Consider the following 24,243-nt stretch of genomic DNA (forward strand, 5'->3'; position numbering starts at 1 on the left):
CGCAGGAATTTATAACGTTTCAAATTGGTGGGCGAGAAGGACGTCCATGAATATGCCCGCAGGCGAGGAGCGAGGCGGGCATCGGCGGAACATCCGCATTTGAACTTGCAAACGGGAGGATTACGATGCGCAAGTTTCTGACGACGACTGCAGTGGCATTGACGATGATGGCCGGGATTGCCCAGGCCGCCGAAAGCGTCGAAGTGCTGCATTGGTGGACTTCGGGCGGCGAGGCTGCTGCCCTCGACGTTCTCAAGAAGGATCTGGAAGCCAAGGGTATCAGCTGGACCGACATGCCGGTCGCCGGCGGCGGCGGCACTGAGGCGATGACCGTATTGCGCGCCCGTGTTACGGCCGGCAATGCGCCGACTGCCGTGCAGATGCTCGGCTTCGACATTCTCGACTGGGCCAAGGAAGGCGCGCTCGGCAATCTCGACGAAACCGCTTCCAAGGAGGGCTGGGACAAGGTGATCCCGGCTGCGCTGCAGAAGTTCTCCAAGTATGACGGTCACTGGATCGCTGCGCCGGTGAACGTTCACTCGACCAATTGGCTGTGGATCAACAAAGCCGCTCTCGACAAGGCTGGCGGCACGGAACCGGCGAACTGGGACGAACTGATCGCGCTCCTCGACAAGTTCAAGGAACAGGGCATCACCCCCGTCGCGCACGGTGGCCAGCCCTGGCAGGATGCGACCATCTTCGATGGCGTCGTGCTTTCGCTCGGCGACGATTTCTACAAGAAGGCCTTCATCGACCTTGACCCGGAAACGCTAGGTTCCGACAAGATGAAGGAAGCCTTCGACCGCATGACGAAGCTGCGCTCCTATGTCGATGACAACTTCTCGGGCCGGGACTGGAACCTTGCTTCCGCCATGGTGATCGAAGGCAAGGCTGGCGTGCAGTTCATGGGCGACTGGGCCAAGGGTGAATTCATCAAGGCCGGCAAGAAGCCGGGCGAAGATTTCGTCTGCATGCGCTTCCCGGGTACCCAAGGCGCAGTAACCTTCAACTCCGACCAGTTCGCCATGTTCAAGGTTGCCGCCGACAAGGTTCCGGCACAGCTCGCCATGGCCTCGGCAATCGAAAGCCCGACCTTCCAGTCGGCCTTCAACGTGGTCAAGGGTTCGGCCCCGGCCCGTACGGATGTTCCGGATACGGCCTTTGACGCCTGCGGCAAGAAGGCGATCGCCGACCTCGCCGACGCTGACAAGAACGGCCGCCTCTATGGTTCGATGGCCCACGGCCATGCCAACCCGGCGGCTGTGAAGAATGCGATCTACGACGTTGTGACTCGGCAGTTCAACGGCGAGCTTTCTTCCGAGGATGCCGTAAAGGAACTCGTCTCCGCTGTCGAAGGCGCGAAATAAGCCGGAGAAATCTCCCGGTCTCTCTCCCCGGTTTCCGGGGAGAGAATTTGCCAAGGGCTCCGGTCCTGCCCCGCTCTTCGCGTAAGAGGTGCGCGCGCGCCCAAAAAGGGGCCGGGCTCGAGAAAACAAAACTCACTATCGAACGGTGTCGCGATCATGGATAGCCGCAGCCGACTTCAGGAGCTATTGCCCAAGCTTGTGCTGGCGCCCAGCTTCGTCGTCATTCTTCTCTTCGTCTACGGCTTCATCGCCTATACCGGCTATCTGTCGCTGACAGACAGCAAGATGCTGCCGTCCTACAATTTCATCGGCTTGGAGAACTATTACAAGCTCTGGGCCCTGCCCCACTGGTGGCGCTCGATCTCGAACCTGGCGATCTTCGCCTCGCTCTATATCCTGATTTGCTCGGCGCTGGGGTTGTTTCTCGCGATCCTGCTCGATCAGAAGATCCGTGGCGAAGGCTTTCTCCGGCCGATCTATCTCTATCCGATGGCGCTTTCCTTCATCGTGACCGGCACGGCCTGGAAATGGTTCCTCGATCCGGGCATCGGGCTTGAAAACACCATGCACCTCTGGGGCTGGGAAAGCTTCACCTTCACCTGGATCAAGGACAACAAGCTTGCCATTTACTGCGTTGTCATCGCTGCAGTGTGGCAGTCCTCGGGCTTCGTCATGGCGATGTTTCTTGCGGGGCTCCGAGGCGTAGACAACGAGATGATAAAAGCCGCACAGGTCGATGGCGCCTCAAGCATCACGATCTACCGCCGCATCATCATTCCACTGATGCGTCCTGTCTTCCTGTCAGCCTTCGTCGTGCTCGCCCATCTTGCGATCAAGGCCTACGACCTGATTATCGCCCTCACCGGCGGTGGCCCCGGCCAGGCGACGCAGTTGCCGGCGACCTTCATGTATTCCTACACCTTCACCCGCAACCAGATGGGGATCGGCGCATCGTCGGCGATCATCATGCTGATCATGATTTTCTCCATCATCATCCCCTATCTCTACTCGGAAGTTCGCGGAGGAAAACGCTGATGAGCGGCGCCGCCAATCCCCAGAATGCCATCTCGCACGGACATCTGACACGCGCCCTGATCTATGCCGCGCTGATCCTCTTTGCGGTCTACTACATGCTACCGCTCTACGTCATGGTGGTGAATTCGCTGAAGCCACTGGACGAGATCCGTCAGGGCGGAATGCTGAATCTGCCGCAGACATGGACCTTCGAACCCTGGATTTCTGCCTGGTCGACGGCGCAGATCGGGGTCCAGCCGACGGGCCTCAGGCCGTTCTTCATCAATTCGATCCTGATGGTGGTGCCGGCAGTCGTCATTTCCACTTTTGTCGGCGCGCTCAACGGTTATGTGCTGACCAAGTGGCAGTTTCGCGGCTCCAACATCTTCTTCGGCATGCTGCTTTTGTCCTGCTTCATCCCGTTCCAGATCGTGCTGATCCCCATGGCCCGCGTGCTTGGTGTAATCGGCCTTGCCGGATCGATCTGGGGCCTGATCCTCGTGCATGTGGTCTATGGGCTGGGCTTTACCACGCTCTATTTCCGCAACTACTACGAGGCGTTCCCGACCGAGCTCGTCCGGGCCGCGCAGATCGACGGCGCAAGCTTCTTCCAGATCTTCTGGCGCATTCTCCTGCCCTCGTCCGGTCCGATCATCGTCGTTTCCGTCATCTGGCAGTTCACCAACATCTGGAACGACTTCCTGTTCGGGGCTTCGTTCTCGGGTGCGGCGACGACACCGATGACGGTCGCGCTCAACAACCTCGTGTCCTCCTCGACGGGCGTGAAGGAATATAACGTCCACTTTGCCGGCGCGATCCTCGCCGCCCTGCCAACCCTCATCGTCTACATCGTTTCCGGCCGCTACTTCGTCCGCGGCCTGATGTCCGGCGCCGTGAAAGGATAAGACCCATGTCGTTTCTCAAGATCAGCCATCTGCGCAAGTCCTACGGCGCGCTGGAAATCCTGAAGGACATCAATATCGAGATCGAGGAAGGCGGCTTTCTCGTGCTTGTCGGCCCTTCAGGCTGCGGCAAGTCCACGCTTCTCAACACCATTGCCGGGCTTGAGCCGATCACATCCGGCGACATTGAGATCAACGGACGCTCCGTTGCCGACCTTCATCCTTCCAAGCGCGACATCGCCATGGTGTTCCAGTCTTACGCGCTCTACCCGAACATGACGGTCGCAGGGAACATCGCCTTCGGCATGGAAATCCGTGGCGTGCCGAAGGAAGAGCGCGAAAAAGCCATCCATCAGGTGGCTGACATGCTGCAGATCGGCCATCTGCTTGACCGCAAGCCGAGCCAGCTTTCCGGGGGCCAGCGCCAGCGCGTCGCGATGGGCCGCGCGCTGGTGCGCAATCCGCAGGTCTTCCTGTTCGATGAACCGCTCTCCAACCTCGACGCCAAGTTGCGCGTCGACATGCGCACGGAAATCAAGCGTCTGCATCACCGGATGAAGACGACGATCGTCTACGTCACCCACGACCAGATCGAGGCGATGACGCTCGCCACCAAGATCGCGGTGCTGAAGGAGGGTGTTTTGCAGCAGTTCGGCTCCCCGACCGAGATCTACAACAATCCGGCCAACATGTTCGTGGCCGATTTCATGGGATCTCCGGCGATGAACCTGCTTGAGGCGACCGTCGAGAAGAGCGATGCCGGGCTGGCGGTGCTTCTCAATCGCGGTGGTGGAGAGCCGCTGCGACTTCCCGTTGCGACCGATAAACAGGCACTGGCTGCCCATGCCGGGCGGCAGGTGATGTTCGGCATCCGGCCGGAGGCGCTGACCGATCCGGACGGGGCCGACCGCAACGCCAAGCTGCTCGCCGAGGGCGATTGCCTGATCGAAGTGGTGGAACCCGCCGGTGCCGACACTTTCGCCGTCACCCATCTCGGCGGCAAGGAGATCGTCGCACGGCTGAGGGCGGACGCTCACATCCATGCCGGTCAGACGGCTCGCCTCGCCTTCAATCTCGACAAGGCCGTCTACTTCGACCCGCAGACGCAGGCGCGGATTGCCTGATACGGATGCGGGAGACAGCAAGATGACCAGTAACCCGGATATCGTCATCATCGGCTCCGGCATCGGCGGATCGACCGCCGCAGCCGGACTGGCGGCGACCGGCGCCTCTATCCTGATCCTGGAAGCGGGCGACCACATCGCCGACCGCCCGGAAAACCGGGACCAGCGAGCCATCTTTCAGCGCGGCTACTTCCGTCCGAAGGAGATGTGGTACGAGGACGGTGGCCAGGCTTTCAATCCCGGCAATTACTACTATGTCGGAGGCAACTCGAAATTCTACGGGGCGGTGCTGGTGCGCTACCGCCGCGAGGATTTCGAGGAGATGGCCCATCGCGAAGGTGTCTCGCCCGCATGGCCCTTCCCCTATGAGGAACTGGAACCCTGGTATTCCCGGGCCGAGCAACTTTTCATGGTGCGGGGAAGTCTGGGTGAGGATCCGACGGAGCCGAAGCACTCCCTCCCCTACCCCTTTCCGCCGGTTCCGGACGAACCGGCAATCGCCAGGGTTCGCAAGCAGCTGAAATCCATCGGCATGCATCCGTATTCGCTGCCGCTGGGCATCGATATCGAACGTTGGCTGGCAAAAGCGAAGACGCCGTGGGACGCCCATCCGAATGCGAATGACGGGAAGATGGATGCCGAGACGGCGGCGCTTGCCTATGCCCTGAAGCATGAACAGATCACGCTGCAGACGGGCTCGCGTGTTACCCGTCTCGAAGTTGGGCCAGACGGTAAGCGAGTTGAAACCGTTCATTACGTAAAGGACGGTGAGCAGCGCAAAGTGTCGCCGAAGCTGGTGATCCTGTCGGCCGGAGCGGTCCAGTCGGCAGTGCTGTTGCTGCGTTCGGCCGATGAACGCCATCCCGGCGGACTGGCCAACAGGTCGGATCAGGTCGGCCGCAATTTCATGAACCACAATTCGAGCGCGGTGCTGGCGATCTCGCCCACCTACCGAAACGATAGCGTTTACCAGAAGACCTTCGGTTTCAACGATTTCTATCTCTCGGATGGCGAGGGCGGCCCGCCGCTCGGCAACGTTCAGCTTCTGGGCCGGATTTCAGCTGCGATCCTGAAAGCGAACATGCCGAAGGTGCCGGAATGGCTTCTGGGCCAGATTTCCGCCCATGCTATCGATTTCTACGCGATGAGCGAGGATATCCCGCATCCCGAAAGTCGCATCATGGTCAATGGCGACCGGATCGTTCTCAAATGGCACCGCACCAATTGGGATGCTCATCTCGATCTCGTGCGCAAGCTGAAAGGCGTGTTGAATAAGGCGGGTTTCCCGATCGTGTTGTCGCGCCCGTTCGACAAGCGCACGCCATCCCATCAGTGCGGCACGGTGAGGATGGGGCATGATCCGGCAACATCGCCGCTCGATGTCTATTGCCGCGCCCATGACCATCCGAACCTGTTCGTGGTCGATGCCGGTTTCCTGCCCACCTCGGCGGCGGTCAATCCGGCGCTGACGGTGGCGGCTCAGGCGCTGCGTGTTGCCGATCACATTGCATCGGAGGATCTGAGGTCATGACCGGTTCCCGCCCGCTTGCAATTGTCACCGGCGGCCGGCGCGGCATTGGCCTCGGCATCGCCAGGGCGCTTGCCGCCGATGGGTTCGACCTTGCCATAACCGGTCTCGGGCCATATGGCGCAGAGGAAACCGTACTGGCGGATCTCGATGCACGCGGCGTTAAAGCCGCCTATTTCGAAGCAGATCTTGCCGATGTCACGGATCATGACGCGACCATCGGAAAGATCATGACCTGCTTCGGACGGATCGATTGTCTCGTCAACAACGCCGGGATGGGGTCGGTGGTCCGGGGCGATTTCCTTGGCCTGACGCCGGAGAATTTCGACCGGATCATCGCCACCAACCTGCGTGGCACGGTGTTTTTCACGCAGGCAGTACTTCGCGCGATGCTGGCCTCGCGCTCACCGGCGGGCAAGAGGAGCATCGTCAACATCACCTCCGTTTCGGCAGAACTGAGCTCACCTGAAAGGCTCGATTACTGCATGAGCAAGGCGGGGCTTTCCTCCTTCAGCAAGGGGTTGGCACTCTATCTGGCCGAGAAGGACATCGCCGTTTTCGAGATCCGTCCGGGCATTATCAGGACCGACATGACGGCCGGCGTTGCGGGGAAATATGACGCCCTGATTGCCGGGGGACTGGTTCCGATGCGGCGCTGGGGCGAGCCGGATGACATTGGCGGGGTGGTTTCCGCGCTTGCCTCCGGGCGGTTTGCCTTCGCGACCGGCTCAGTGATCGACCTCGATGGCGGGCTGTCGATTGGAAGATTGTGATTTCCCCTCCCCCTTGAGGGAAAGGGGACGAACGGCTTGAGGAAGACGTCATGACCTATGATTACATCATCACCGGCGCCGGACCCGCGGGATGCGTGCTCGCCAACCGGCTGAGTGAGGACCCCGATGTCCGTGTGCTGCTGCTCGAGGCCGGCGGTGGCGACTGGAACCCGCTGTTTCACATGCCAGCCGGTTTTGCCAAGATGACCAAGGGTGTTGCTAGCTGGGGCTGGCAGACTGTGCCGCAGAAGCACATGAAAGGTCGCGTGCTGCGCTATACACAGGCCAAGGTGATCGGTGGCGGCTCCTCGATCAATGCCCAGCTCTATACCCGGGGTAACGCAAGGGACTACGATCTCTGGGCACGGGAGGAAGGCTGCGAAGGCTGGGACTATCGCTCGGTCCTGCCCTATTTCAAGCGTGCCGAGGACAACCAGCGCTTCGCCGACGATTATCATTCCTATGGCGGGCCGCTCGGAGTTTCCATGCCGGTCTCGCCCTTGCCGATCTGCGATGCCTATATCCGCGCCGGCCAGGAACTCGGCATTCCCTATAATCACGATTTCAATGGCAGGCAGCAGGCCGGCGTTGGCTTCTACCAACTCACCCAGCGCAACCGCCGCCGCTCGTCGGCGTCTCTGGCTTATCTCTCGCCAATCAGGGATCGGAAAAACCTGACGGTAAAGATGAATGCCCGCGTCGCGAGGATCGTGATCGACGGCAGCCGCGCCGTCGGCGTCGAGATCGCCAGCAACAATGGCCGCGAGATTATCCGGGCGGAGCGCGAAGTGCTAGTGTCATCGGGCGCAATCGGCTCGCCGAAGCTTCTCCTGCAATCCGGCATCGGGCCTGCCGATCATCTTCGCTCCGTTGGCGTCGAGGTGAAACATGATTTGCCCGGCGTCGGCGGCAACATGCAGGACCATCTCGACCTGTTCGTGATTTCCGAATGCACCGGCGATCACACCTATGACGGGGTGGCGAAACTCCATCGCACGCTGTGGGCCGGCGTCCAGTATGTCCTGTTCCAGACGGGACCGGTTGCCTCCTCACTCTTCGAAACCGGTGGCTTCTGGTATGCCGATCCGGATGCCCGCTCGCCGGATATTCAGTTCCATCTCGGCCTGGGCTCCGGTATCGAAGCAGGCGTGGAAAAGCTGAGGAATGCCGGTGTGACCTTGAATTCGGCCTATCTGCATCCGCGCTCGCGCGGGACCGTGCGCCTTTCCTCCTCCGATCCGGCAGCGGCTCCGCTGATCGATCCGAACTACTGGGAAGATCCGCACGACAGAAAGATGTCGATCGAGGGACTGAAGCTTGCACGCGAGATCATGCAACAAGCGGCGCTGAAGCCTTTCGTGCTGGCCGAGCGCTTGCCGGGACCGAAAGCGATAACCGACGAAGAACTATTCGACTATGGCTGCGCCAACGCCAAGACGGATCATCATCCGGTCGGGACCTGCAGGATGGGCACCGGACCGGACGCCGTCGTCGGACTGGATCTCAAAGTTCATGGCCTCGATGGATTGCGAGTCTGCGACAGTTCGGTGATGCCGCGGGTTCCTTCCTGCAATACCAATGCACCGACGATCATGGTGGGCGAAAAGGGTGCGGATATCATTCGGGAGCGGCCTCCCCTCCCCCCGGCGATCTTTGCCAATGAACGCAACGACACGCGGCCCCGTGCGCGGGCGGAGGTCTTCTGAGATGATCCGCCATTGCGTTTTCATCCGCTTTCGGCCGGAGGTTTCGGCTGAGACGAAGCTTGAGATCTATTCGGAAATCCGTGGTCTGGTGCCTCGACTCGACGGTTTGCTGGCGGTTCATGTCGGAGACAATGTCAGCCCCGAACATGACATGGACAAAGGATACTCGGAGGGCTTTATAGTCGACTTCCGGGACGCTGCGGCCCGGGATCTTTACCTTGAAGATCCCGAACATCGCCAGACCGGCGCAAAGATCGTGGCGGCGGCCATTGGCGGCATCGACGGTATTTTTGTCTATGACATCGAAATCGCCGGAGAATGATTTGACGTTCGAGCCGCGTGCCTTCCTTTCTGACCTTTTCCGTGTAGCGGTTGCCGCCGCCGACCCTTATGAGGCGATCGTCCGGCACCTGCCGGCAAGGCCGAGAGGTCGCACCATCGTTGTTGGCGCTGGCAAGGCAGCCAGTCAGATGGCTGCAGCCTTCGAGCGCGCCTGGGGAGAGCGGGTCGAGGGACTGGTCGTTGCCCGTCATGGACCTGTCGAGACCTGCCGATATACGCAGGTGCTGACAGCGGCCCACCCCGTACCTGACGAGGCCGGAATTGTCGGGGCCGAGGCTCTGCTGCGGCATGTCGAGGGGCTCACCTCCGATGATCTCGTCGTCGCGTTGATCTCGGGAGGCGGGTCGGCGCTTCTTCCCGCTCCGCCGCAAGGTTTCGCTCTGGCGGATGAAAAGGCGTTGAACGAAGTGCTGCTCGCCTCGGGTGCGCCGATCTCGGCGATGAATGTCGTGAGAAAACATTTCTCGCGTATCAAAGGCGGACGTCTGGCCGCGCGGGCCTATCCGGCGAAGGTGGTCAGTCTGGTCGTTTCCGACGTTCCGGGAGATAGCCCGGCGCTTGTCGCATCAGGTCCAACTGTTGCGGGATCGGGCAATGCCGAAGAGGCGCTCCGTATCATTCGCGATTACCGGATCGATCTTCCCGCTTCCGTGATCGAGTTCATCGGCAGGGAACGCGTGCCCTTGCCGGGCGATGAAGCATTTGCCCGCAATGAGGTGCATGTCATCGCGTCCGCGCGTGTCTCGCTCGAGGCTGCTGCCGCTCACGCCCGCAAGCTCGGATTTCAACCGTTGATCCTTTCGGACAGCATCGAAGGCGAGGCAAAGGATATCGGCCGCATGCATGCTGCGCTGGCGCTGGAGTTTTCGGCCAATGCACAAGGCCTGTCCAAACCGATGGTTTTTCTTTCCGGCGGCGAGACGACGGTGACGATTGGGGGCGGAAAATATGGCAAGGGCGGCCGGAATTCGGAACTGTTGCTGTCGGCCGCCATCGATCTTCAAGGTGCGGAGGGAATTACTGCGCTTGCGGCCGATACAGACGGGATCGATGGTTCGGAAGACAATGCGGGTGCGTTTTGCGACGGTGGGACGGTTGCGAGGATCAGGGCCGCTGGTGGCGATGCGCGAACCTATCTTGCCGGCCACGACGCTTGGTCGGCCTTCGATCTTGCCGGAGACCTGTTCGTTCCCGGCCCGACGGGAACCAATGTGAATGACTTCCGGGCGTTCCTGATCGTTTGAGGGGAAGGCTCGCTTAAAGGAAAAGGGCGGGATCTTCGGATCCCGCCCTTTCTTTTTTCACGTTATTCCGCGGCGATCTGATGTGCGTCCCCATCGGCGGCCTGGCTGTTCGCTGCCTGCCGCTCATGGTGGATGAGCGGCCTGTTTCCGGTCAGCAGACGCACCAGCACGTAGAACACCGGCGTCATGAAGATGCCGAAGAAGGTCACACCGATCATGCCGGAGAACACCGCAACACCCATGGCGGCGCGCATTTCCGCACCGGCGCCGGTGGAAACGACCAGCGGCACGACACCCATGATGAAGGCCATGGAGGTCATCAGAATCGGGCGCAGGCGCAGGCGGCTTGCCTCGATTGCTGCCTGCATCGGCGTTCGTCCTTCGAATTCCAGCTCACGCGCGAATTCGACAATCAGGATGGCGTTCTTTGCCGATAGTCCCACAAGCACCACGAGACCGATCTGGGTGAAGATGTTGTTGTCGCCACCTGTGAGCCAGACCCCGGTCAATGCGGCCAGTACACCCATCGGCACGATCATGATGATCGCAATCGGCAGGGTGAGGCTTTCATACTGCGCCGCAAGTACCAGATAGACGAGCAGCAGAGCGAGCGGGAAGACGACAATACTCGAATTGCCGGCAAGGATCTGTTGGTAGGTCAGGTCGGTCCACTCGAAGTCGATGCCGGGGGGCAGTGTCTCGTTGAGGATCTTCTCGATCGCTGCCTGTGCCTGACCGGACGAAAATCCCGGTGCGGGTCCGCCGTTGATATCCGCGGCGAGGAAGCCGTTATAACGCGTGGTGCGTTCCGGTCCCGTCGTTGCATCCACCTTCAAGAGAGCCGAGAGCGGGATCATCTGGCCGGATTGCGAGCGAACTTTCAACTGGCCGATATCCTCTGCCTTGGCGCGGAACTGGGCGTCGGCCTGGACCCGGACGCTGTATGTGCGGCCGAATGCGTTGAAGTCGTTTACATAGAGCGAACCGAGATAGATCTGCAGCGTTTCGAAGACGTCAGTCACCGAGACGCCGAGCTGTTCGGCCTTGGCGCGGTCGAGATCGGCGTATAGCTGTGGCACGTTGATCTGGAAGCTCGAGAAGATGCCGGCAAGTTCAGGCGTTTGGTAGGCCTTGGCGATCACCGCCTTGGTGGCTTCGTCAAGGACCTTGTTGCCAAGGCCGGCGCGATCTTCGATCTGCAGCTTAAAGCCACCCGTCGTGCCGAGACCGTTGACTGGCGGCGGCGGGAACATCGCGATGAACGCATCCTGAATGCCCGCATATTTCTGGTTCAGCGCCATGGCAATGGCGCCGCCCGAAAGTTCGGGCGACTTGCGGTTCTCGAAGTCGTCGAGAACGGCGAAGACGATGCCGGCATTGGAGCCGATGGTGAAACCGTTGATCGACAAGCCCGGGAAGGCGATCGCGTTGCTGACGCCAGGATGTGCCAGGGCTATGTCGCTCATCTGCTTGATGACGCTTTCCGTGCGGTCGAGGGTCGCCCCGTCGGGAAGCTGGGCAAAGCCGATCAGGTATTGTTTATCCTGGGCCGGCACGAAGCCGCCGGGCACCGTGTTGAACATGCTGTAGGTGGCCCCGACCAGCGCGAGATAAATCACCATCACCAGGCTTTTGCGCGACAGGAGACCGCCGACCGTGCGGCCATAGCCATTGGAGGCAGCCCCGAAGGCGCGGTTGAAGCCACGGAAGAACCAGCCGAAGATGGCGTCCATGAAGCGTGTCAGCCAGTCTTTCGGTGCATGGTGATCCTTCAGCAGGAGTGCCGAAAGCGCCGGCGAGAGCGTCAGCGAGTTGATAGCCGAGATCACCGTCGAGATCGCGATCGTCAGGGCGAACTGGCGATAGAATTGTCCCGACAGGCCCGAGATGAAGGCGAGCGGCACGAAAACAGCGACCAGTACGAGGGCGATAGCAATGATCGGTCCGGAAACTTCTCGCATGGCGCGATAGGTCGCGTCGCGCGGACTTAAGCCGTTCTCGATATTGCGCTCTACGTTTTCCACCACGACGATCGCGTCATCGACCACGATCCCGATCGCCAATACAAGCCCGAACAATGTCAGCGCATTGATTGAGAACCCGAACGCATACATCACCGCAAACGTGCCGATGATGGACACGGGAACCGCGATCAGCGGAATGATCGATGCGCGCCAGGTTTGCAGGAACAGGATGACGACGAGCACGACGAGTGCGATGGCTTCGAGCAGCGTATCAACCACCTTTTCGATGGAGGAACGCACGAACTTGGTCGTGTCGTAGACGATTTCGTATTTCACGCCGGTGGGCATGGCGAGCTGAAGCTCGTCCATGGTTGCCCGGACGCTGTCGGAAATCTCAATCGCATTCGAGCCGGGAGCCTGAAGAACGGCAACGGCAACGGCAGGCTTGCCATCAAGCAAAGATCGAAGCGTGTAGTCCGCTGCGCCGAGTTCGATGCGGGCTACATCACGAAGGCGGGTGATTTCGCCATTCTCGCCGGTCTTGACGATGATGCTTCCGAATTCCTCGGGTGTCTGTAGGCGGCCCTGAGCGTTGACGTTGAGCTGCAGATTGACGCCTGGCAGGCTGGGCGACGCGCCGATGATACCAGCCGCGGCCTGAACGTTCTGCGAGCGGATCGCGTTGGTGATGTCGCTTGCGGCAAGCGAGTGCTCGGCCGCCTTCTGCGGATCGATCCAGACGCGCATGGAATAGTCGCCGGCGCCGAAGACCTGAACCTGACCCACACCCTCGATGCGGGCCAGCCGATCCTTGATGTTGAGCGTTGCGTAGTTACGCAGGTAAGTGATGTCGTAGTTGTCGACCGTCGAGACCAGATTCACCACCATGATGAAGTCGGGCGAGCTCTTGACCGTGGTGATCCCGAGCGCGCGTACTTCGGCCGGAAGGCGCGGCTCGGCCTGCGAAACGCGGTTCTGCACAAGCTGCTGCGCCTTGTCGGGGTCGGTCCCGAGCTTGAAGGTGACGGTCAATGTCAAAACACCGTCAGAGGTCGCCTGGCTCGACATATAGAGCATGTCTTCCACGCCGTTGATCTGCTCTTCAAGCGGTGTCGCCACCGTCTCGGCTATGACCGTCGGGTTGGCCCCCGGATAGCTGGCACGCACGACCACTGAAGGCGGCACTACTTCGGGATACTCGGAAATTGGCAGGGCGCGCATGCCGATAAGGCCCGCGACCACGATGAGTATCGACAGCACGGCCGCGAAGACGGGCCTGTCGACGAAAAATCTGGATATGTTCATGTCAAAGCCCTCTCCGGGTTGAACATAGTCTAAACGACCCCGCTGCCTGTGATCCTGAGATCGCAAGCCTGAAAACGGGTTGGAATGGTTGGCCGACGGAAGACGCCGGCCTTTGTTATTACTGCTGGGCCACTTCCGCCTGCGGATCGACCACTGCGCCGGGTCGGATCCGCTGCAGGCCATTCACCACGATCCGGTCGCCGGCATTCAGGCCTTCCTCCACGATACGCTGGCCGTCGACGCTGGTGCCCAGGCGGACCTGACGGGTTGCGACCGTGTTGGAGGCGTCCACCACGAAAACGAACTTCTTGTCCTGGTCGGTGCCGATGGCGCGCTCGCTCACGAGAAGGTGTTCTTCTGCCTTGGGTTGCCCCATGCGGACCCGAACGAACTGACCCGGGATCAGACGTCCATCGGGATTGTCGAAGACAGCCCGTACGCGGATCGTACCGCTCGATTCGTTGACCTCGTTGTCGATCAACTGGAGCTTGCCGCGGATGGGAGTGCCGTTGTCAGCGAGGGTTCCGATCTCGACGGGAACCTGTTCGATTGCAGGCGAACCGTTCGCAACGGGAAGCTCGGCAAGCGTGCGGCTGACCAGCTCCTCGCTGGCATCGAAGCTTGCGTAGATCGGGTCGGCTGAAACCAATGTGGTCAGCGGAGTGGAAGACGAACCGGCTGCCACGAGATTACCGACCGTAACTTCGATCTTGCCGACACGGCCCGAGATCGGCGCCTTGATCTGGGTGTAGTCCAGGTCCAATTGCGCCGACTTCAAAGCTGCCTTGGCGGATTGAAGATTGGCCAAGGCTTCGTTGCGGGCGCTTTGCCGCTGTGTGAGATCGCTCTGGGAGATGGTGTTCTTCGCGGCAAGGTTCTTGCCACGTTCGAATTCCGTCGAAGCCAGCTCGACCCGGGCTTGCGCCGAGGCGACCTGACCTTCGGCCTGGGCAACGGCCGCCTGATAGGGTTCCGGGTCGATGGTGACGAGCAGGTCGCCCGCCTTTACCAGTCCCCCCTCACGGAAGTGAACCGACTGGACCATTCCGGCGACACGTGGACGAACCTGCACCCGGTCTACAGCTTCCAGCCGGCCGGAAAATTCCTGCCAGGTGCTGACGCTGCGTGGCTCGACGGTTGCAACGGTTACCGGAATCGCCGGTGCCGGTGCGGCAGCCGCCGTGTCGGATGCTGCATTGGCTCCCCGCGGCTGGTCGAGATAGATGGCCGCTCCTGCGATGGACGCGGCGGTTCCGATGCTGGCACCCCACAGGGCCCAGCGCTTGCCTTTCGCTGTCATGATAGTCTCCTTGCAGTCTAACTACGGCTGCTGTCAGTATTCAAATGTCTTATGAACTTAATTGTTTGACGAAGCCGGTGAACTCGGTGCCGAGCGCTGTCAGCCATTCACCGTCGCCGTCCTTGTAGATCCCTGTCCAGCCAGAGCCGGCGGGAAACACATGTTTGCGCACCGAGACGCCAGCCGCGCGGAGCCTTTCGGCATAGCCAAGCGCCTCGTCGCGAAGCGGATCGTCATCGGCCGTGACCACCAGTGCCGGGGCAACGCCGGCGAGGCGCGAGCACAGGCAAGGTGCCGCATAAGGGTGCTGGAAGCCGCAACGGGAGCTCAGGTAATGGCTCCAGCCATCGGACCAGCGCTCCCGCATACCGATCTCATCGGCTTTTTGAAAGGAAGCCGTTGCCATCAGCGGATCGATCATCGGCGATAGCAGGATCTGGCCATCGAGCTCGCCCGGCATCTGGTCTCGTGCCTTGAGGGCAACGCCGGCCGCGACATTGCCTCCAGCCTCATCGCCAGCCACCAGAAGGAGCGATTTAGCGGCACCGAACTGTTTACGGTGCCGGCTCAGGCACTGCAACGCGGCAAACGCATATTCCAGGGCCTGCGGAAACAGGTTCTGAGAGGCGCTTCCGTAGTCTGCCTCCAGAACTGCTGCTCCCGTATCAGCGATCGCCCTTGCTGCGGGTTGTTCATCTCTGTCGCGAGCTTGCGATAGAAAGGCGCCTCCCCGCAGATAAAGCACCAGCGGCGGGGTTTGGCTCTTGCTCTTGCCCTCATACAGGCGCATGGGAACAGGCGGCTTAGCCGACCTGTCAAACGCTATATTTCCCCATTGCGCCGTCATTGAAAAATCCTCAACCGTTCCCATGTGGAGGAGCGGAGCTTGCTGCCAGATATGAAACTGATATTATTGTTCGCGAGAAAATGCACAAGGTAGCAAAATCTGGCAACACTGTTCCAAATTTCAGGACAATGCTGCCGTGCAGCAAGGACTAGCGCATGGATCAGATTTCCGCAATGCGGGTTTTCGTGCGGGTCGTGGAAACCGGGAATTTCACCCGTGCCGCGAAGAGCCTGGAAATGCCGAAGACATCGGTCACCAATCTCGTGCAGGGACTGGAGGCGCATCTCAGTACAACTCTCCTCAACCGTACGACTCGCCGTGTTACGGTTACCACCGATGGTGCCCTCTATTACGAGCGAGCGACGCAGATCCTCTCCGAGCTTGACGAACTCGATGGCAGTTTTTCAAAGTCGCAATCTCTGCCGGCTGGGCGCTTGCGCGTTGAGATGGCAAGCGTTTTCGCCGATTCCGTCGTCATTCCGGCCCTTTGCGATTTCTACATGCGCTATCCGCAGATACAGCTCGACATCGGTGTCGGTGACCGTTTGGTGGATTATATCGCAGAGAATGTCGATTGTGCGCTGAGGGCCGGCGTTCTGTCTGACCAGTCGCTGATTGCGCGCAAGGTCGGCGAACTGCATATGCAGACTTACGCGGCTCCCTTCTATATCGAAAACTTTGGCATGCCACAGCATCCGACGGATCTCGAAGTCGATCATTTCTGTGTCGGATATTTGAAGGCACAGGCGGGTCGCGTCTTGCCCATGGAGTTTCGCCGCGGGGACGAGTTGCTCGAAGTGTCACCCCGTTACATCCTGTCGGTCAATGACAGCCGCTCCTATGTGAGAGCTGCCGTTTCCGGCCTTGGGATTGTGCAGACGCCCTTTTTCGTTGTCGAGGAAGCGGTGAAGAAGGGTGAGTTAGTGCCGGTGCTGCCCGAATGGACCCGAGACCCCTTCCCGCTCTACGTGGTCTATCCGCAGACCAGGCATCTAAGCAACAGGGTACGGGTGTTCGTGGACTGGCTTGCCAAGCAGTTGCAGGGGATTGCGCGTGGCCCGGCCGCCCGCCCCGGCCGGGCACGGGCGGCCGAACTCGCTACAGGCAAGTCCTGACCAGCCGTCTGGCACCCTTCTCCGCTTTTCCGCGACCGGCGGATGTCGCAGAATCATGGCACCGGTGAAAAGCCGGATAGGGATTTTCGATGGTTTGGAGATGCCGCCAGAACGGGTGGGATGTGCCCGGTCGAGACAAGTGAGTCGCTCGATCTTCTCCGTCGCGGGCCGCTTTTCCCATGGAATGGACTCTCATTCGCGGTGGTGTTCAAACACTTTCCACTGCGGAGAGCCGAAGAACGGAAGCGTCGGTCTGTCGTGAGTAAAGGCCGTAAACATTTGATTTTTATGAAAAATATCTCCATTCCGTTGTGGCGGTGCGATATCACCTTCTGGGTCCATTAGGATTTTGTTAACGCTATTTTCCTTGTTTGCCTTCGAGAATCGCGGATAATAACGATTAACTGCGGGCATAGGCCTGAATATCGTTATTTGAGAGCGACCACCCCAATGAACGCGAAACCGTCAACGACCGCGAGCCAGCCCGTGCATTTCGAAGACGAGATCCTCGAGCAGGGAGATCTGATTTCGAAGAAGCTACATCTTTTAAGCATGCAGCGTTTTCCTCCGAATGCCAAGAAGACGCTTCGGCAATTCACTATGGCGGAGGTGGCGAACTATCTCCGGGTGTCCCAGAGCACTCTGAAGAAGCTGCATCTCGAGGGAAAAGGGCCCTCGCCGGATACATCTTCCTCGGGTCGGCGTTTTTATACCGCCGAGCAGATGCTGGAACTTCGCCGTTATCTGGACGAGCATGGACGTTCGGATACCCGGAACTATGTTCCCCATCGCCGGGCGCACGAAAAACTGCAGGTCATCGCTGTGGTGAACTTCAAGGGTGGATCCGGCAAGACGACGACGGCCGCACATCTGGCGCAGTATCTCGCTTTGACGGGACATCGTGTGCTGGCGGTCGACCTCGACCCGCAGGCCTCCCTTTCGTCACTGCATGGCTTCCAGCCGGAGCTCGACCAGTCGCCTTCTCTCTATGAAGCGATCCGCTACGATGAAGAGCGGCGATCCCTTCTGGACATTATTCAGCCGACGAATTTCCCGGGGTTGGACATCGTGCCGGCCAATCTTGAACTGCAAGAGTTCGAATATGACACGCCGCTTGCCATGGCGAACAAATCGACCAACGAGGGAAAGACCTTCTTTACGCGGATTTCACGCGCACTCGCCGATGTCGATGACCGGTATGACGTTGTCGTCATCGACTGCCCTCCCCAGCTCGGTTATCTGACGATTACGGCGCTGACCGCTGCGACGAGTGTTCTGATTACCATTCATCCGCAAATGCTCGATGTCATGTCCATGGGTCAATTTCTCCTGATGCTTGGCGGTATATTGAAGCCGATCCGAGAGGCGGGTGCCGAGGTCAATCTTTCCTGGTATCGCTATCTCATCACCCGTTACGAACCCACGGATGTGCCGCAGGCGCAGATGGTGGGCTTCATGCAAACCCTCTTCCATCAATATGTGCTGAAAAACCCGATGCTAAAGTCAACGGCGATCTCGGATGCCGGGATCACTAAGCAAACGCTCTATGAAGTCGACAAAAACCAAATGACCCGTTCGACCTATGATCGGGCGCTGGAGTCGCTGGATTCGGTCAATGCGGAGATCGCACAGCTTATTCATGCGGCCTGGGGCAGAGCGGTTGTCAGCTGACAAAAACGGAGATTTCGCTTTTGTTTTCAGTTATCTATCTCGGATTGGACTAACGGATGGCACGGAAGAATTTATTGGCGGGCCTTGCCGATACGGAAGAGCAGGCTGCTTCGCCGACGGCTGGTGGTTATCCCATGCGCGGAGCCTCCAAAAACATGATCCGCTCCTTGGACGAGCTCGCCAAGCAAGCTGAGAAGTTTCTGGAAGGGGATGCCGTTGTCGAGCTCGATCCGGAAACCGTCGAGGGGTCATTCGTCTCCGATCGCCTTGATGACGATAACGAACAGTTCGCTGAACTGAAAATCGCAATCGAGGAACGTGGCCAAGATACCCCTATTCTGGTGCGGCCCCACCCCACCGCGAGTGGTCGCTATCAGGTCGTCTTCGGCCATCGACGTCTTCGTGTAGCGCGGGAACTCGGCCGCAAGGTCAAGGCCGTCATCAAGCCACTGGATGACCGCACCCATGTGATTGCTCAGGGGCAGGAGAATTCTGCCCGTGCCAATCTTTCCTTCATCGAACGGGCGTCGTTTGCGAGACGTCTTATCGAACTCGGATATGATCGCTCGGTCATTTGTTCCGCCCTTGCTGCGAATGCGGCATCGGTTTCGAAAATGGCATCGGTTACCGAGCGGATACCTGAGGTTTTGATTGTCCGAATCGGCGCAGCGCCGTCGATCGGTCGCGAACGATGGGTCGAGCTATCGCTGCTGATCGGAAAGAGCGGCAGCAAGGAAAAGATCGACGCTCTGGTCGAAAGCGAAGAATTCGCAGCGCTCGGATCCGACGACCGCTTCAATGCACTTGTCGGAGCGCTTAACAGGCCTGGAAAGCAGATAAAGAAGGTCGTCCCTGCCCTCAAGCAATCCTGGCAGGCGAAGGATCAGCGACTTTCGGCCGAGATCATCAATACCGGGAGAAAATGTACCCTGTCACTCAAAGCAAAAGCTGCGGGCGATTTCGGTCGGTTTCTTTCGGACAATCTGGATCGGCTTTATGCCGAATTCCAGGCGCAGGGTTTGAACGAAGGAGATTGACAGCAAAAGAAAAAGGCCCCCGAACGTTGCCGTAGCGGAAGCCCTTCTCTTGTGTAGCAGCCTGAGAATCCCATTTCCGCGAATCATAGTCAAGAGTCTTGGCGCCGTTTAGGTGAACAAATTTCTTTTGCCTGCAAGAAGGTGAAGAAAAATGCCAGGTCAAAATATAACGACACCGTTTGGTGGTCGAGGTGTTACGCTTGCGCTGATTAGGGGCCAGCTTGAGAGCGGTTCTGTTGCGCCGGGCAAGAGCGTGGACAAGTGGCGTGTTTATCGCGATGTCTGCGATGCGCGGGGGCTGCTTGGTTTGCGGGACCGTGCGCTTGCGGTTTTGAACGCGCTTTTGTCGTTTTATCCGGAAAGCCGGCTTTCTGCGGAAGACGGCCTGATCGTGTTTCCGTCGAATGCGCAACTGAGCGCGCGGGCGAACGGCATTGCCGGCACGACGCTGCGGGAGAACCTGGCGCTTCTGGTCAAGGCCGGGCTCATTCACCGCAAGGACAGTCCGAACGGCAAGCGTTATGCGCGCAAGGGCGAGGGGGGCGCGATCGAAGACGCCTACGGCTTCAATCTGGCGCCGCTTCTGGCGCGGGCGGAAGAACTGGCGCAGCTTGCCCAGCAGGTTGCCGCCGAGCGCCGCAGGGTGCGGATCCACCGGGAGAAGATCACCATCTTGCGGCGGGACATCCGCAAATTGATCACGGCGGCGATGGAGGAGGGGGCTGCCGGCGACTGGGCGACGATCGAGGCCGGCTATATCGGCATGGTCGCCGGCATCGGGCGTGCACGGAGCGTCGACGAACTGGAGGCCGTGCATGCGGATCTGGCGCTGTTGCGCGAGGAAATCGTCAACATCATGGAAATGCAGCTTAAAACACAAAAAAGCGACGGCAATGGTGACGAATGCCGTCAGCACATACAGAATTCAAATACCGAATCCATCAATGAACTTGAACCTCGCTCTGAACAAGAGCAGGACGAACCGCCGGCGGGTATTCCCGCACCCCGGCGCGAGCCGATCAAGACCTTCCCCCTGGGAATGGTGCTGAGGGCCTGCCCGGACATGGCCGCCTATGGTCCCGGCGGCGCGATTTCGAGCTGGCGCGAGATGATGGCCGCGGCGGTGGTGGTCCGATCGATGCTGGGGGTCAGCCCCTCGGCCTATCAGGAGGCCTGCGAGGTCATGGGGCCGGAAAACGCCGCCGTCGCCATGGCCTGCATTCTCGAAAGGGCGGGGCATATCAACTCGCCCGGCGGCTATCTGCGGGATCTCACGCGCAAAAGCGCCCGCGGCGAATTCTCGCTCGGCCCGATGATCATGGCGCTCGCCCGGGCCCATCCGACCCCCGGCCAAAGGGCATCGTAGCGGCATGGCGGGAAAGGGAAAGCGGACGATGCGGATCCGCCGGATCAAAGCCCCGCGGCCTTGGTCAGGTTGATGCGGAAACGGTCGCGGCGGCGCTGATAGCGGCGGGTCATTTCGGCGGAGGCGTGACCGAGCTGCTTTTGCACGTAGCGCTCGTCGACTTCCGCCGAGGAGGCAAGGCCGGCGCGCAGCGAGTGGCCGGCGAATTTCTGGCCGCGTTCGACCTCGGAGAGATCGCCGCGTATGCCCGCTGCCATCGCCGTCTTCTTGACGAGGCGCGCCACCTCCTGGTCGTTGAGACGCTCGGCGCCGACGGATTTGCCCTTTCCGGTCACGCGACGGAAGAGCGGTCCCCTGGCCAGCCGGGCAAAGCGGATCCAGGCTTCGAGCGCCGCGACGGGGCAGGTGGTGTCGGCCGATCCCCGGCCGATCTCGACCTCGCGCCAGCCGGTCTTGCCGCGCAGGGTGACGAGGGCGCCCTTGTCGTGGATTTCGATCCAGCCGCGGCCGTCTTCGGTCTGGTCGCGGCCGAGATCGAGACCGGTGATTTCGGAGCGGCGCAGGCCGCCGGCAAAGCCGACGAGCAGCATGGCCCGGTCGCGCAGCCCCCGCAGCGTCCCGCGATCGAGGGTTTCCAGCATGGCGATGATGTCTTCGGGAAGGATCGCTTCCTTCTGGCGCGGCGGCGCGGCATGGGTGTTGCGGATGCCGGCCATGACGGTGGCGATATGCCGGTCCCTGCGCTCGAGGACAAGGCCGCGCTGGGCATAGTTCCAGGACAGGGAGGAGAGACGCCGCTCGATGGTTGCGACGGAATTCGGCCTGGCGCCGCGCTCGACCGTTCCGGAGGCGCAGGCGGTGATATAGAGGCCGACGACCTGGGGGCTCGGCGGCAGCAGCGCGAGACCCTGCCGCCGGCACCAGGCGGAAAAGTGCTTCCAGTCCGCCGCATAGGCGCGACGCGTATTGGCCGAACTGGCGGCTTCGACATAGGTGCGGGCGCGGTCGGCGAGATGTTCGAGATGCTGCGAAAGAGGCAACGGCCCGTCTTCAGCGGAGGAAGCGGGATCGGAAAGGCCGCCGGCGGCATCCGGAGCAGGCGGCGGCAGGGGCAGCGTGAGGTGGTTCTTGTCTGGTTCTTCCATGCCGGCCATATCGAAAGGGTTCGGCGCTTGCCGCGAAATCGGCGGCAACCGCCACAATGGGGGTTCACGGGGCACGCGCAAACAGGTGATTTGCCGCAGATTACGGGGCGACGGAGAGCGTGACAAGCCGGTTGCGCTTCGGGGGAGCCGACCGGCGTTCGCCTGCTTGGTTTCCCGGTGCGATAGGGAATACCGGGGTAGGGCGGGAGGGCCATGGAACGTCCACCCGCAGCTGCCGCGCAAACCGCGGTTCGATGACAGGAAGGATCGACGGGATTGCGGGCGCAGAGACAGCCGCTCCGGCGTCAAGACCGGCAGGTGCCGCAGCCGCAGTCGTCACAGGCCGGCGTTCGCCAATGCCATGGCTTGCGTGGAGGGGGAAGGCGGAGAAATCCGGAATGGCATCGGGCAAGCTCCACAAGCGCACCAGACCACACCAAGAGCCCGGCGACCGACCGGGGTCGCCAAGGCGTGGTCGCCCGCGCGGCCGGGGAAGGAGGCATCCCGTGTCGTTCCGACGGCCAGCAAACGCATCGCCCGTGTCTCTTACCGCCGTCTGCGCCACGACAGCGGTCGTTTTGCCGCGCTTGCGCGCGCGGTTTTCATAAAAGAGAACAAGGAACGATAATGCAAGATTATCTGTCGTTATAGAATCGAGACGAGCTGTGCGGTTTGTCGGCAAAACTGCTGGAATAATCGCTCGCCTCTGCTATCCTCTCTCCCATGGATTCGACCACGCGCCCGACCGATATTCTGACCCCGGTTCTCTCCCGCCTGCCAAGTTGGGCGAGGCAGCCCCGCCCAAATCCCGACAACGCAGACGCCGCCTTCGCCGCCGGCGTTGCCTTGAAATCACTCGATGATCTGGTGCGGTCAAGCCCAGCCTGGGCCGGCTGCTGGCGCGCCCGTCAGGCCCTCAAATGCGCCGCGGCAGCGGTGCGATTGATGGGCCGGAACGAAGACGAAAACGCGCTGCGCGACGCCGTTCTGCTCACCGCAGTTGGCGACGATCCAGGACCGGCCGGCAAGGTGTTTCTCGCCTATAAAGGGCTTGCAACCCGAAAACCCGGCTTTTCCTCGAAGGCCCTGGCCGAACTCGCCGATTTGTTGGGCTTGGCATGGGACGGGCGGCTGGCCACCGCCGTCGATCTTGCCGATGTGGCGCTGCAGTCGGGCCGGCCGGCGCTCTTCGCCGCTGCGGACCTGGTGACGGCAATTGTCGCCGTCCGCCCGGACGCCGAGCCGCTGGCATGGGCGCTCGCCGATATCCTGATCGCCGCGAAACTCAAATGGGAACGGCCCGTGCCGCTGCTGATGGCCGAGCGTTACGGTCCGGCCTTCCGCACGCTCGGGGGCAGGGGGCGTATTCGTCCTGGCGATGACGTATTCGGGCGGGCGGTATGTCTGGCGCTCGTTGAGGCCATCGATGCGGCGCTACGGAGTGCCGGCGATATTGGACGCCGCGCCGAAAGCCTCCTCCTGGTCGCGCCGAAGGTGCGCACCAAGGGGGCGGAGGCGGTCATCCGCAAACTGCTCGATGACGATGCTATCGCGGCATCTGCTCCCGGAACCAACCTGTCGCGTTGGGCCAGCAGCCGCATGTTCGAACGGCTTCAGGGTTTTGGTGCCGTGCGTGAACTGTCGGGTCGAACGAGCTTCCGGATTTACGGGGTGTAACCATGGGGGAACCGCATTTGGAAAGAGCGATGAGGAAGACCAAAACCCGAAGCGAGGTCCTCATCGATCGTGAACTTCAGGATCTGCCCCCGGAACTACGCTGGCGCGAATGGATGCTGCGGGTCGAGGCGGTGATCTTTGCCTCGATCGAGCCAGTCGATCGCGAGACGCTGGCCCGGGTGGTGGGGCGGGACTGCAGTATCGACCTGTTGGTGGAGGACCTGCGCGAAGATCTCGTCGGCAGACCATACGATATCGTTTCCGTCGCAGGCGGCTGGCAGCATCGGACACGCGCCAGTTATGGGCCGATCATCCGTGCCTCGTTCGCACCGACGCGCTCGATTTCCGCGAACCTTTCGGAGCACGAGGCTGCCGTCTTGATGGCGATCGCTTACTTTCAGCCCGTGACCCGGGCGGAACTGATGAAGGTCTTCGGCAAGGAGATTTCCCGCGACACGATTGCCGATCTCCGTTCTGCGGGTTTTCTCGCCTCCGGTCCGCGCAGTCCCTCGCCCGGAGCTCCTTACACCTATGTCACGACAAAGCAATTCCTCTCTGCTTTCGGCTTCGAGACGCTCCGCGACCTTCCGGATATCGAGGCACTCGAGGATGCGGGGCTGCTCAGCCGGAAAGCGGACTCCGCGGTGGATACAGATGAGGATCAAAGCCAAGGCGAAGAAGAGGGGGCGCCGGAGGAGGATCATGACTGGGACGACGACACGTTCAGGACAACGTCCTAGATTGTCCGTCCGGGACGCGCTCGAGACTCTGGATGGGACCCTCGATCCTTTATCTTTTGCGGAATCATTGAAAAGA

19 protein-coding genes are annotated in these 24,243 nt (G+C 60.6%); 15 read left to right on the plus strand and 4 right to left on the minus strand.

All coding sequences use genetic code 11. The features are described 5' to 3' along the window. Positions 1-125: 125 nt before the first annotated feature. The 9 genes from ACLBKR_RS22830 (at position 126) to ACLBKR_RS22870 (ending at position 10,000) form a co-directional block, all read left to right on the plus strand. Positions 126-1,367 carry an ABC transporter substrate-binding protein gene (locus ACLBKR_RS22830; RefSeq protein ID WP_113337991.1) on the plus strand — a complete coding sequence of 414 codons (1,242 nt, stop codon included), beginning with the start codon at positions 126-128 and terminating at the stop codon, positions 1,365-1,367. 156 nt (positions 1,368-1,523) lie between these two features. Next, positions 1,524-2,402: a carbohydrate ABC transporter permease gene (locus ACLBKR_RS22835; protein ID WP_113448172.1), complete on the plus strand. Its 879-nt coding sequence runs from the start codon at positions 1,524-1,526 to the stop codon at positions 2,400-2,402. Further along, positions 2,402-3,286 (plus strand): carbohydrate ABC transporter permease, encoded by an 885-nt coding sequence (locus ACLBKR_RS22840; RefSeq protein ID WP_113426549.1) that lies wholly within the window; start codon positions 2,402-2,404, stop codon positions 3,284-3,286. The genes ACLBKR_RS22835 and ACLBKR_RS22840 overlap by 1 nt, the downstream gene beginning before the upstream one ends. A 5-nt stretch (positions 3,287-3,291) precedes the next feature. Next, entirely contained in the window at positions 3,292-4,407 is a 1,116-nt protein-coding gene (locus ACLBKR_RS22845) for an ABC transporter ATP-binding protein (protein ID WP_113448173.1), read from the plus strand. A gap of 22 nt (positions 4,408-4,429) precedes the next feature. Beyond that, a complete protein-coding gene (locus tag ACLBKR_RS22850) occupies positions 4,430-5,938 on the plus strand; it encodes a GMC family oxidoreductase (protein WP_113448174.1) in 1,509 nt (502 codons plus the stop codon). Next, positions 5,935-6,708: a 3-ketoacyl-ACP reductase gene (locus tag ACLBKR_RS22855; RefSeq protein WP_112827856.1), complete on the plus strand. Its 774-nt coding sequence runs from the start codon at positions 5,935-5,937 to the stop codon at positions 6,706-6,708. Before ACLBKR_RS22850 ends, ACLBKR_RS22855 begins: the two co-directional genes overlap by 4 nt. A gap of 50 nt (positions 6,709-6,758) precedes the next feature. Beyond that, the gene (locus ACLBKR_RS22860) at positions 6,759-8,414 is read left to right on the plus strand and encodes a GMC family oxidoreductase (RefSeq protein ID WP_414902287.1); all 1,656 of its coding nucleotides are present in this window, start codon (positions 6,759-6,761) and stop codon (positions 8,412-8,414) included. A gap of 1 nt (position 8,415) precedes the next feature. Continuing rightward, positions 8,416-8,736: a Dabb family protein gene (locus tag ACLBKR_RS22865; protein WP_113467584.1), complete on the plus strand. Its 321-nt coding sequence runs from the start codon at positions 8,416-8,418 to the stop codon at positions 8,734-8,736. Continuing rightward, entirely contained in the window at positions 8,711-10,000 is a 1,290-nt protein-coding gene (locus tag ACLBKR_RS22870; protein ID WP_414902290.1) for a glycerate kinase type-2 family protein, read from the plus strand. Before ACLBKR_RS22865 ends, ACLBKR_RS22870 begins: the two co-directional genes overlap by 26 nt. A gap of 62 nt (positions 10,001-10,062) precedes the next feature. Here ACLBKR_RS22870 and ACLBKR_RS22875 read toward each other — a convergent pair whose 3' ends face one another. The 3 genes from ACLBKR_RS22875 to ACLBKR_RS22885 form a co-directional block, all read right to left on the minus strand. After that, positions 10,063-13,269 carry an efflux RND transporter permease subunit gene (locus tag ACLBKR_RS22875; protein WP_113438171.1) on the minus strand — a complete coding sequence of 1,069 codons (3,207 nt, stop codon included), beginning with the start codon at positions 13,267-13,269 and terminating at the stop codon, positions 10,063-10,065. Between the two features lie 118 nt (positions 13,270-13,387). After that, positions 13,388-14,569: an efflux RND transporter periplasmic adaptor subunit gene (locus ACLBKR_RS22880; RefSeq protein ID WP_112827851.1), complete on the minus strand. Its 1,182-nt coding sequence runs from the start codon at positions 14,567-14,569 to the stop codon at positions 13,388-13,390. A 49-nt stretch (positions 14,570-14,618) separates the two neighbouring features. Continuing rightward, positions 14,619-15,416 carry an alpha/beta hydrolase gene (locus tag ACLBKR_RS22885; RefSeq protein WP_112827850.1) on the minus strand — a complete coding sequence of 266 codons (798 nt, stop codon included), beginning with the start codon at positions 15,414-15,416 and terminating at the stop codon, positions 14,619-14,621. 155 nt (positions 15,417-15,571) lie between these two features. Between ACLBKR_RS22885 and ACLBKR_RS22890 the strand changes: the two genes are divergently transcribed. From ACLBKR_RS22890 to repC, 4 genes are all read left to right on the plus strand, one after another. After that, on the plus strand, positions 15,572-16,531 hold the full coding sequence (locus ACLBKR_RS22890; protein WP_112827849.1) for a LysR family transcriptional regulator: 960 nt from the start codon (positions 15,572-15,574) through the stop codon (positions 16,529-16,531). Between the two features lie 450 nt (positions 16,532-16,981). Further along, the gene (gene repA / locus ACLBKR_RS22895) at positions 16,982-18,202 is read left to right on the plus strand and encodes a plasmid partitioning protein RepA (RefSeq protein WP_113338003.1); all 1,221 of its coding nucleotides are present in this window, start codon (positions 16,982-16,984) and stop codon (positions 18,200-18,202) included. Between the two features lie 56 nt (positions 18,203-18,258). Beyond that, positions 18,259-19,239 carry a plasmid partitioning protein RepB gene (gene repB / locus ACLBKR_RS22900; protein WP_113448179.1) on the plus strand — a complete coding sequence of 327 codons (981 nt, stop codon included), beginning with the start codon at positions 18,259-18,261 and terminating at the stop codon, positions 19,237-19,239. Positions 19,240-19,390: 151 nt separating this feature from the next. Continuing rightward, positions 19,391-20,605, plus strand: a complete 1,215-nt coding sequence (gene repC / locus ACLBKR_RS22905) for a plasmid replication protein RepC (RefSeq protein ID WP_414902294.1) — start codon at positions 19,391-19,393, stop codon at positions 20,603-20,605. A 44-nt stretch (positions 20,606-20,649) separates the two neighbouring features. Here the strand turns inward: repC and ACLBKR_RS22910 are convergent, their stop codons facing one another. Then, positions 20,650-21,759, minus strand: a complete 1,110-nt coding sequence (locus ACLBKR_RS22910; protein WP_113488182.1) for a tyrosine-type recombinase/integrase — start codon at positions 21,757-21,759, stop codon at positions 20,650-20,652. Between the two features lie 714 nt (positions 21,760-22,473). Between ACLBKR_RS22910 and ACLBKR_RS22915 the strand changes: the two genes are divergently transcribed. Together ACLBKR_RS22915 and scpB are read left to right on the plus strand one after the other, a co-directional pair. Then, entirely contained in the window at positions 22,474-23,427 is a 954-nt protein-coding gene (locus ACLBKR_RS22915) for a DUF1403 family protein (RefSeq protein WP_113448914.1), read from the plus strand. A 29-nt stretch (positions 23,428-23,456) separates the two neighbouring features. Further along, positions 23,457-24,167, plus strand: coding sequence for an SMC-Scp complex subunit ScpB (scpB, locus tag ACLBKR_RS22920; protein ID WP_414901964.1), 711 nt, complete (start codon positions 23,457-23,459; stop codon positions 24,165-24,167). The last annotated feature ends 76 nt before the right edge of the window (positions 24,168-24,243 follow it).

The organism is Paenirhizobium cremeum (assembly GCF_047553425.1).
GTDB lineage: Bacteria > Pseudomonadota > Alphaproteobacteria > Rhizobiales > Rhizobiaceae > Allorhizobium > Allorhizobium cremeum.

Excerpts from the sequence above, each read along its gene's own strand:
- repA (WP_113338003.1), top strand. The coding sequence starts at position 16,982 with ATGAACGCGAAACCGTCAACGACCGCGAGCCAGCCCGTGCATTTCGAA.
- repC (WP_414902294.1), top strand. The coding sequence starts at position 19,391 with ATGCCAGGTCAAAATATAACGACACCGTTTGGTGGTCGAGGTGTTACG.
- ACLBKR_RS22840 (WP_113426549.1), top strand. The coding sequence starts at position 2,402 with ATGAGCGGCGCCGCCAATCCCCAGAATGCCATCTCGCACGGACATCTG.
- ACLBKR_RS22860 (WP_414902287.1), top strand. The coding sequence starts at position 6,759 with ATGACCTATGATTACATCATCACCGGCGCCGGACCCGCGGGATGCGTG.
- ACLBKR_RS22890 (WP_112827849.1), top strand. The coding sequence starts at position 15,572 with ATGGATCAGATTTCCGCAATGCGGGTTTTCGTGCGGGTCGTGGAAACC.
- ACLBKR_RS22870 (WP_414902290.1), top strand. The coding sequence starts at position 8,711 with ATGACATCGAAATCGCCGGAGAATGATTTGACGTTCGAGCCGCGTGCC.
- ACLBKR_RS22835 (WP_113448172.1), top strand. The coding sequence starts at position 1,524 with ATGGATAGCCGCAGCCGACTTCAGGAGCTATTGCCCAAGCTTGTGCTG.
- ACLBKR_RS22850 (WP_113448174.1), top strand. The coding sequence starts at position 4,430 with ATGACCAGTAACCCGGATATCGTCATCATCGGCTCCGGCATCGGCGGA.
- repB (WP_113448179.1), top strand. The coding sequence starts at position 18,259 with ATGGCACGGAAGAATTTATTGGCGGGCCTTGCCGATACGGAAGAGCAG.
- ACLBKR_RS22880 (WP_112827851.1), bottom strand. The coding sequence starts at position 14,569 with ATGACAGCGAAAGGCAAGCGCTGGGCCCTGTGGGGTGCCAGCATCGGA.
- ACLBKR_RS22915 (WP_113448914.1), top strand. The coding sequence starts at position 22,474 with ATGGATTCGACCACGCGCCCGACCGATATTCTGACCCCGGTTCTCTCC.
- ACLBKR_RS22865 (WP_113467584.1), top strand. The coding sequence starts at position 8,416 with ATGATCCGCCATTGCGTTTTCATCCGCTTTCGGCCGGAGGTTTCGGCT.
- ACLBKR_RS22910 (WP_113488182.1), bottom strand. The coding sequence starts at position 21,759 with ATGGCCGGCATGGAAGAACCAGACAAGAACCACCTCACGCTGCCCCTG.
- ACLBKR_RS22830 (WP_113337991.1), top strand. The coding sequence starts at position 126 with ATGCGCAAGTTTCTGACGACGACTGCAGTGGCATTGACGATGATGGCC.
- scpB (WP_414901964.1), top strand. The coding sequence starts at position 23,457 with ATGAGGAAGACCAAAACCCGAAGCGAGGTCCTCATCGATCGTGAACTT.
- ACLBKR_RS22845 (WP_113448173.1), top strand. The coding sequence starts at position 3,292 with ATGTCGTTTCTCAAGATCAGCCATCTGCGCAAGTCCTACGGCGCGCTG.
- ACLBKR_RS22885 (WP_112827850.1), bottom strand. The coding sequence starts at position 15,416 with ATGACGGCGCAATGGGGAAATATAGCGTTTGACAGGTCGGCTAAGCCG.
- ACLBKR_RS22875 (WP_113438171.1), bottom strand. The coding sequence starts at position 13,269 with ATGAACATATCCAGATTTTTCGTCGACAGGCCCGTCTTCGCGGCCGTG.
- ACLBKR_RS22855 (WP_112827856.1), top strand. The coding sequence starts at position 5,935 with ATGACCGGTTCCCGCCCGCTTGCAATTGTCACCGGCGGCCGGCGCGGC.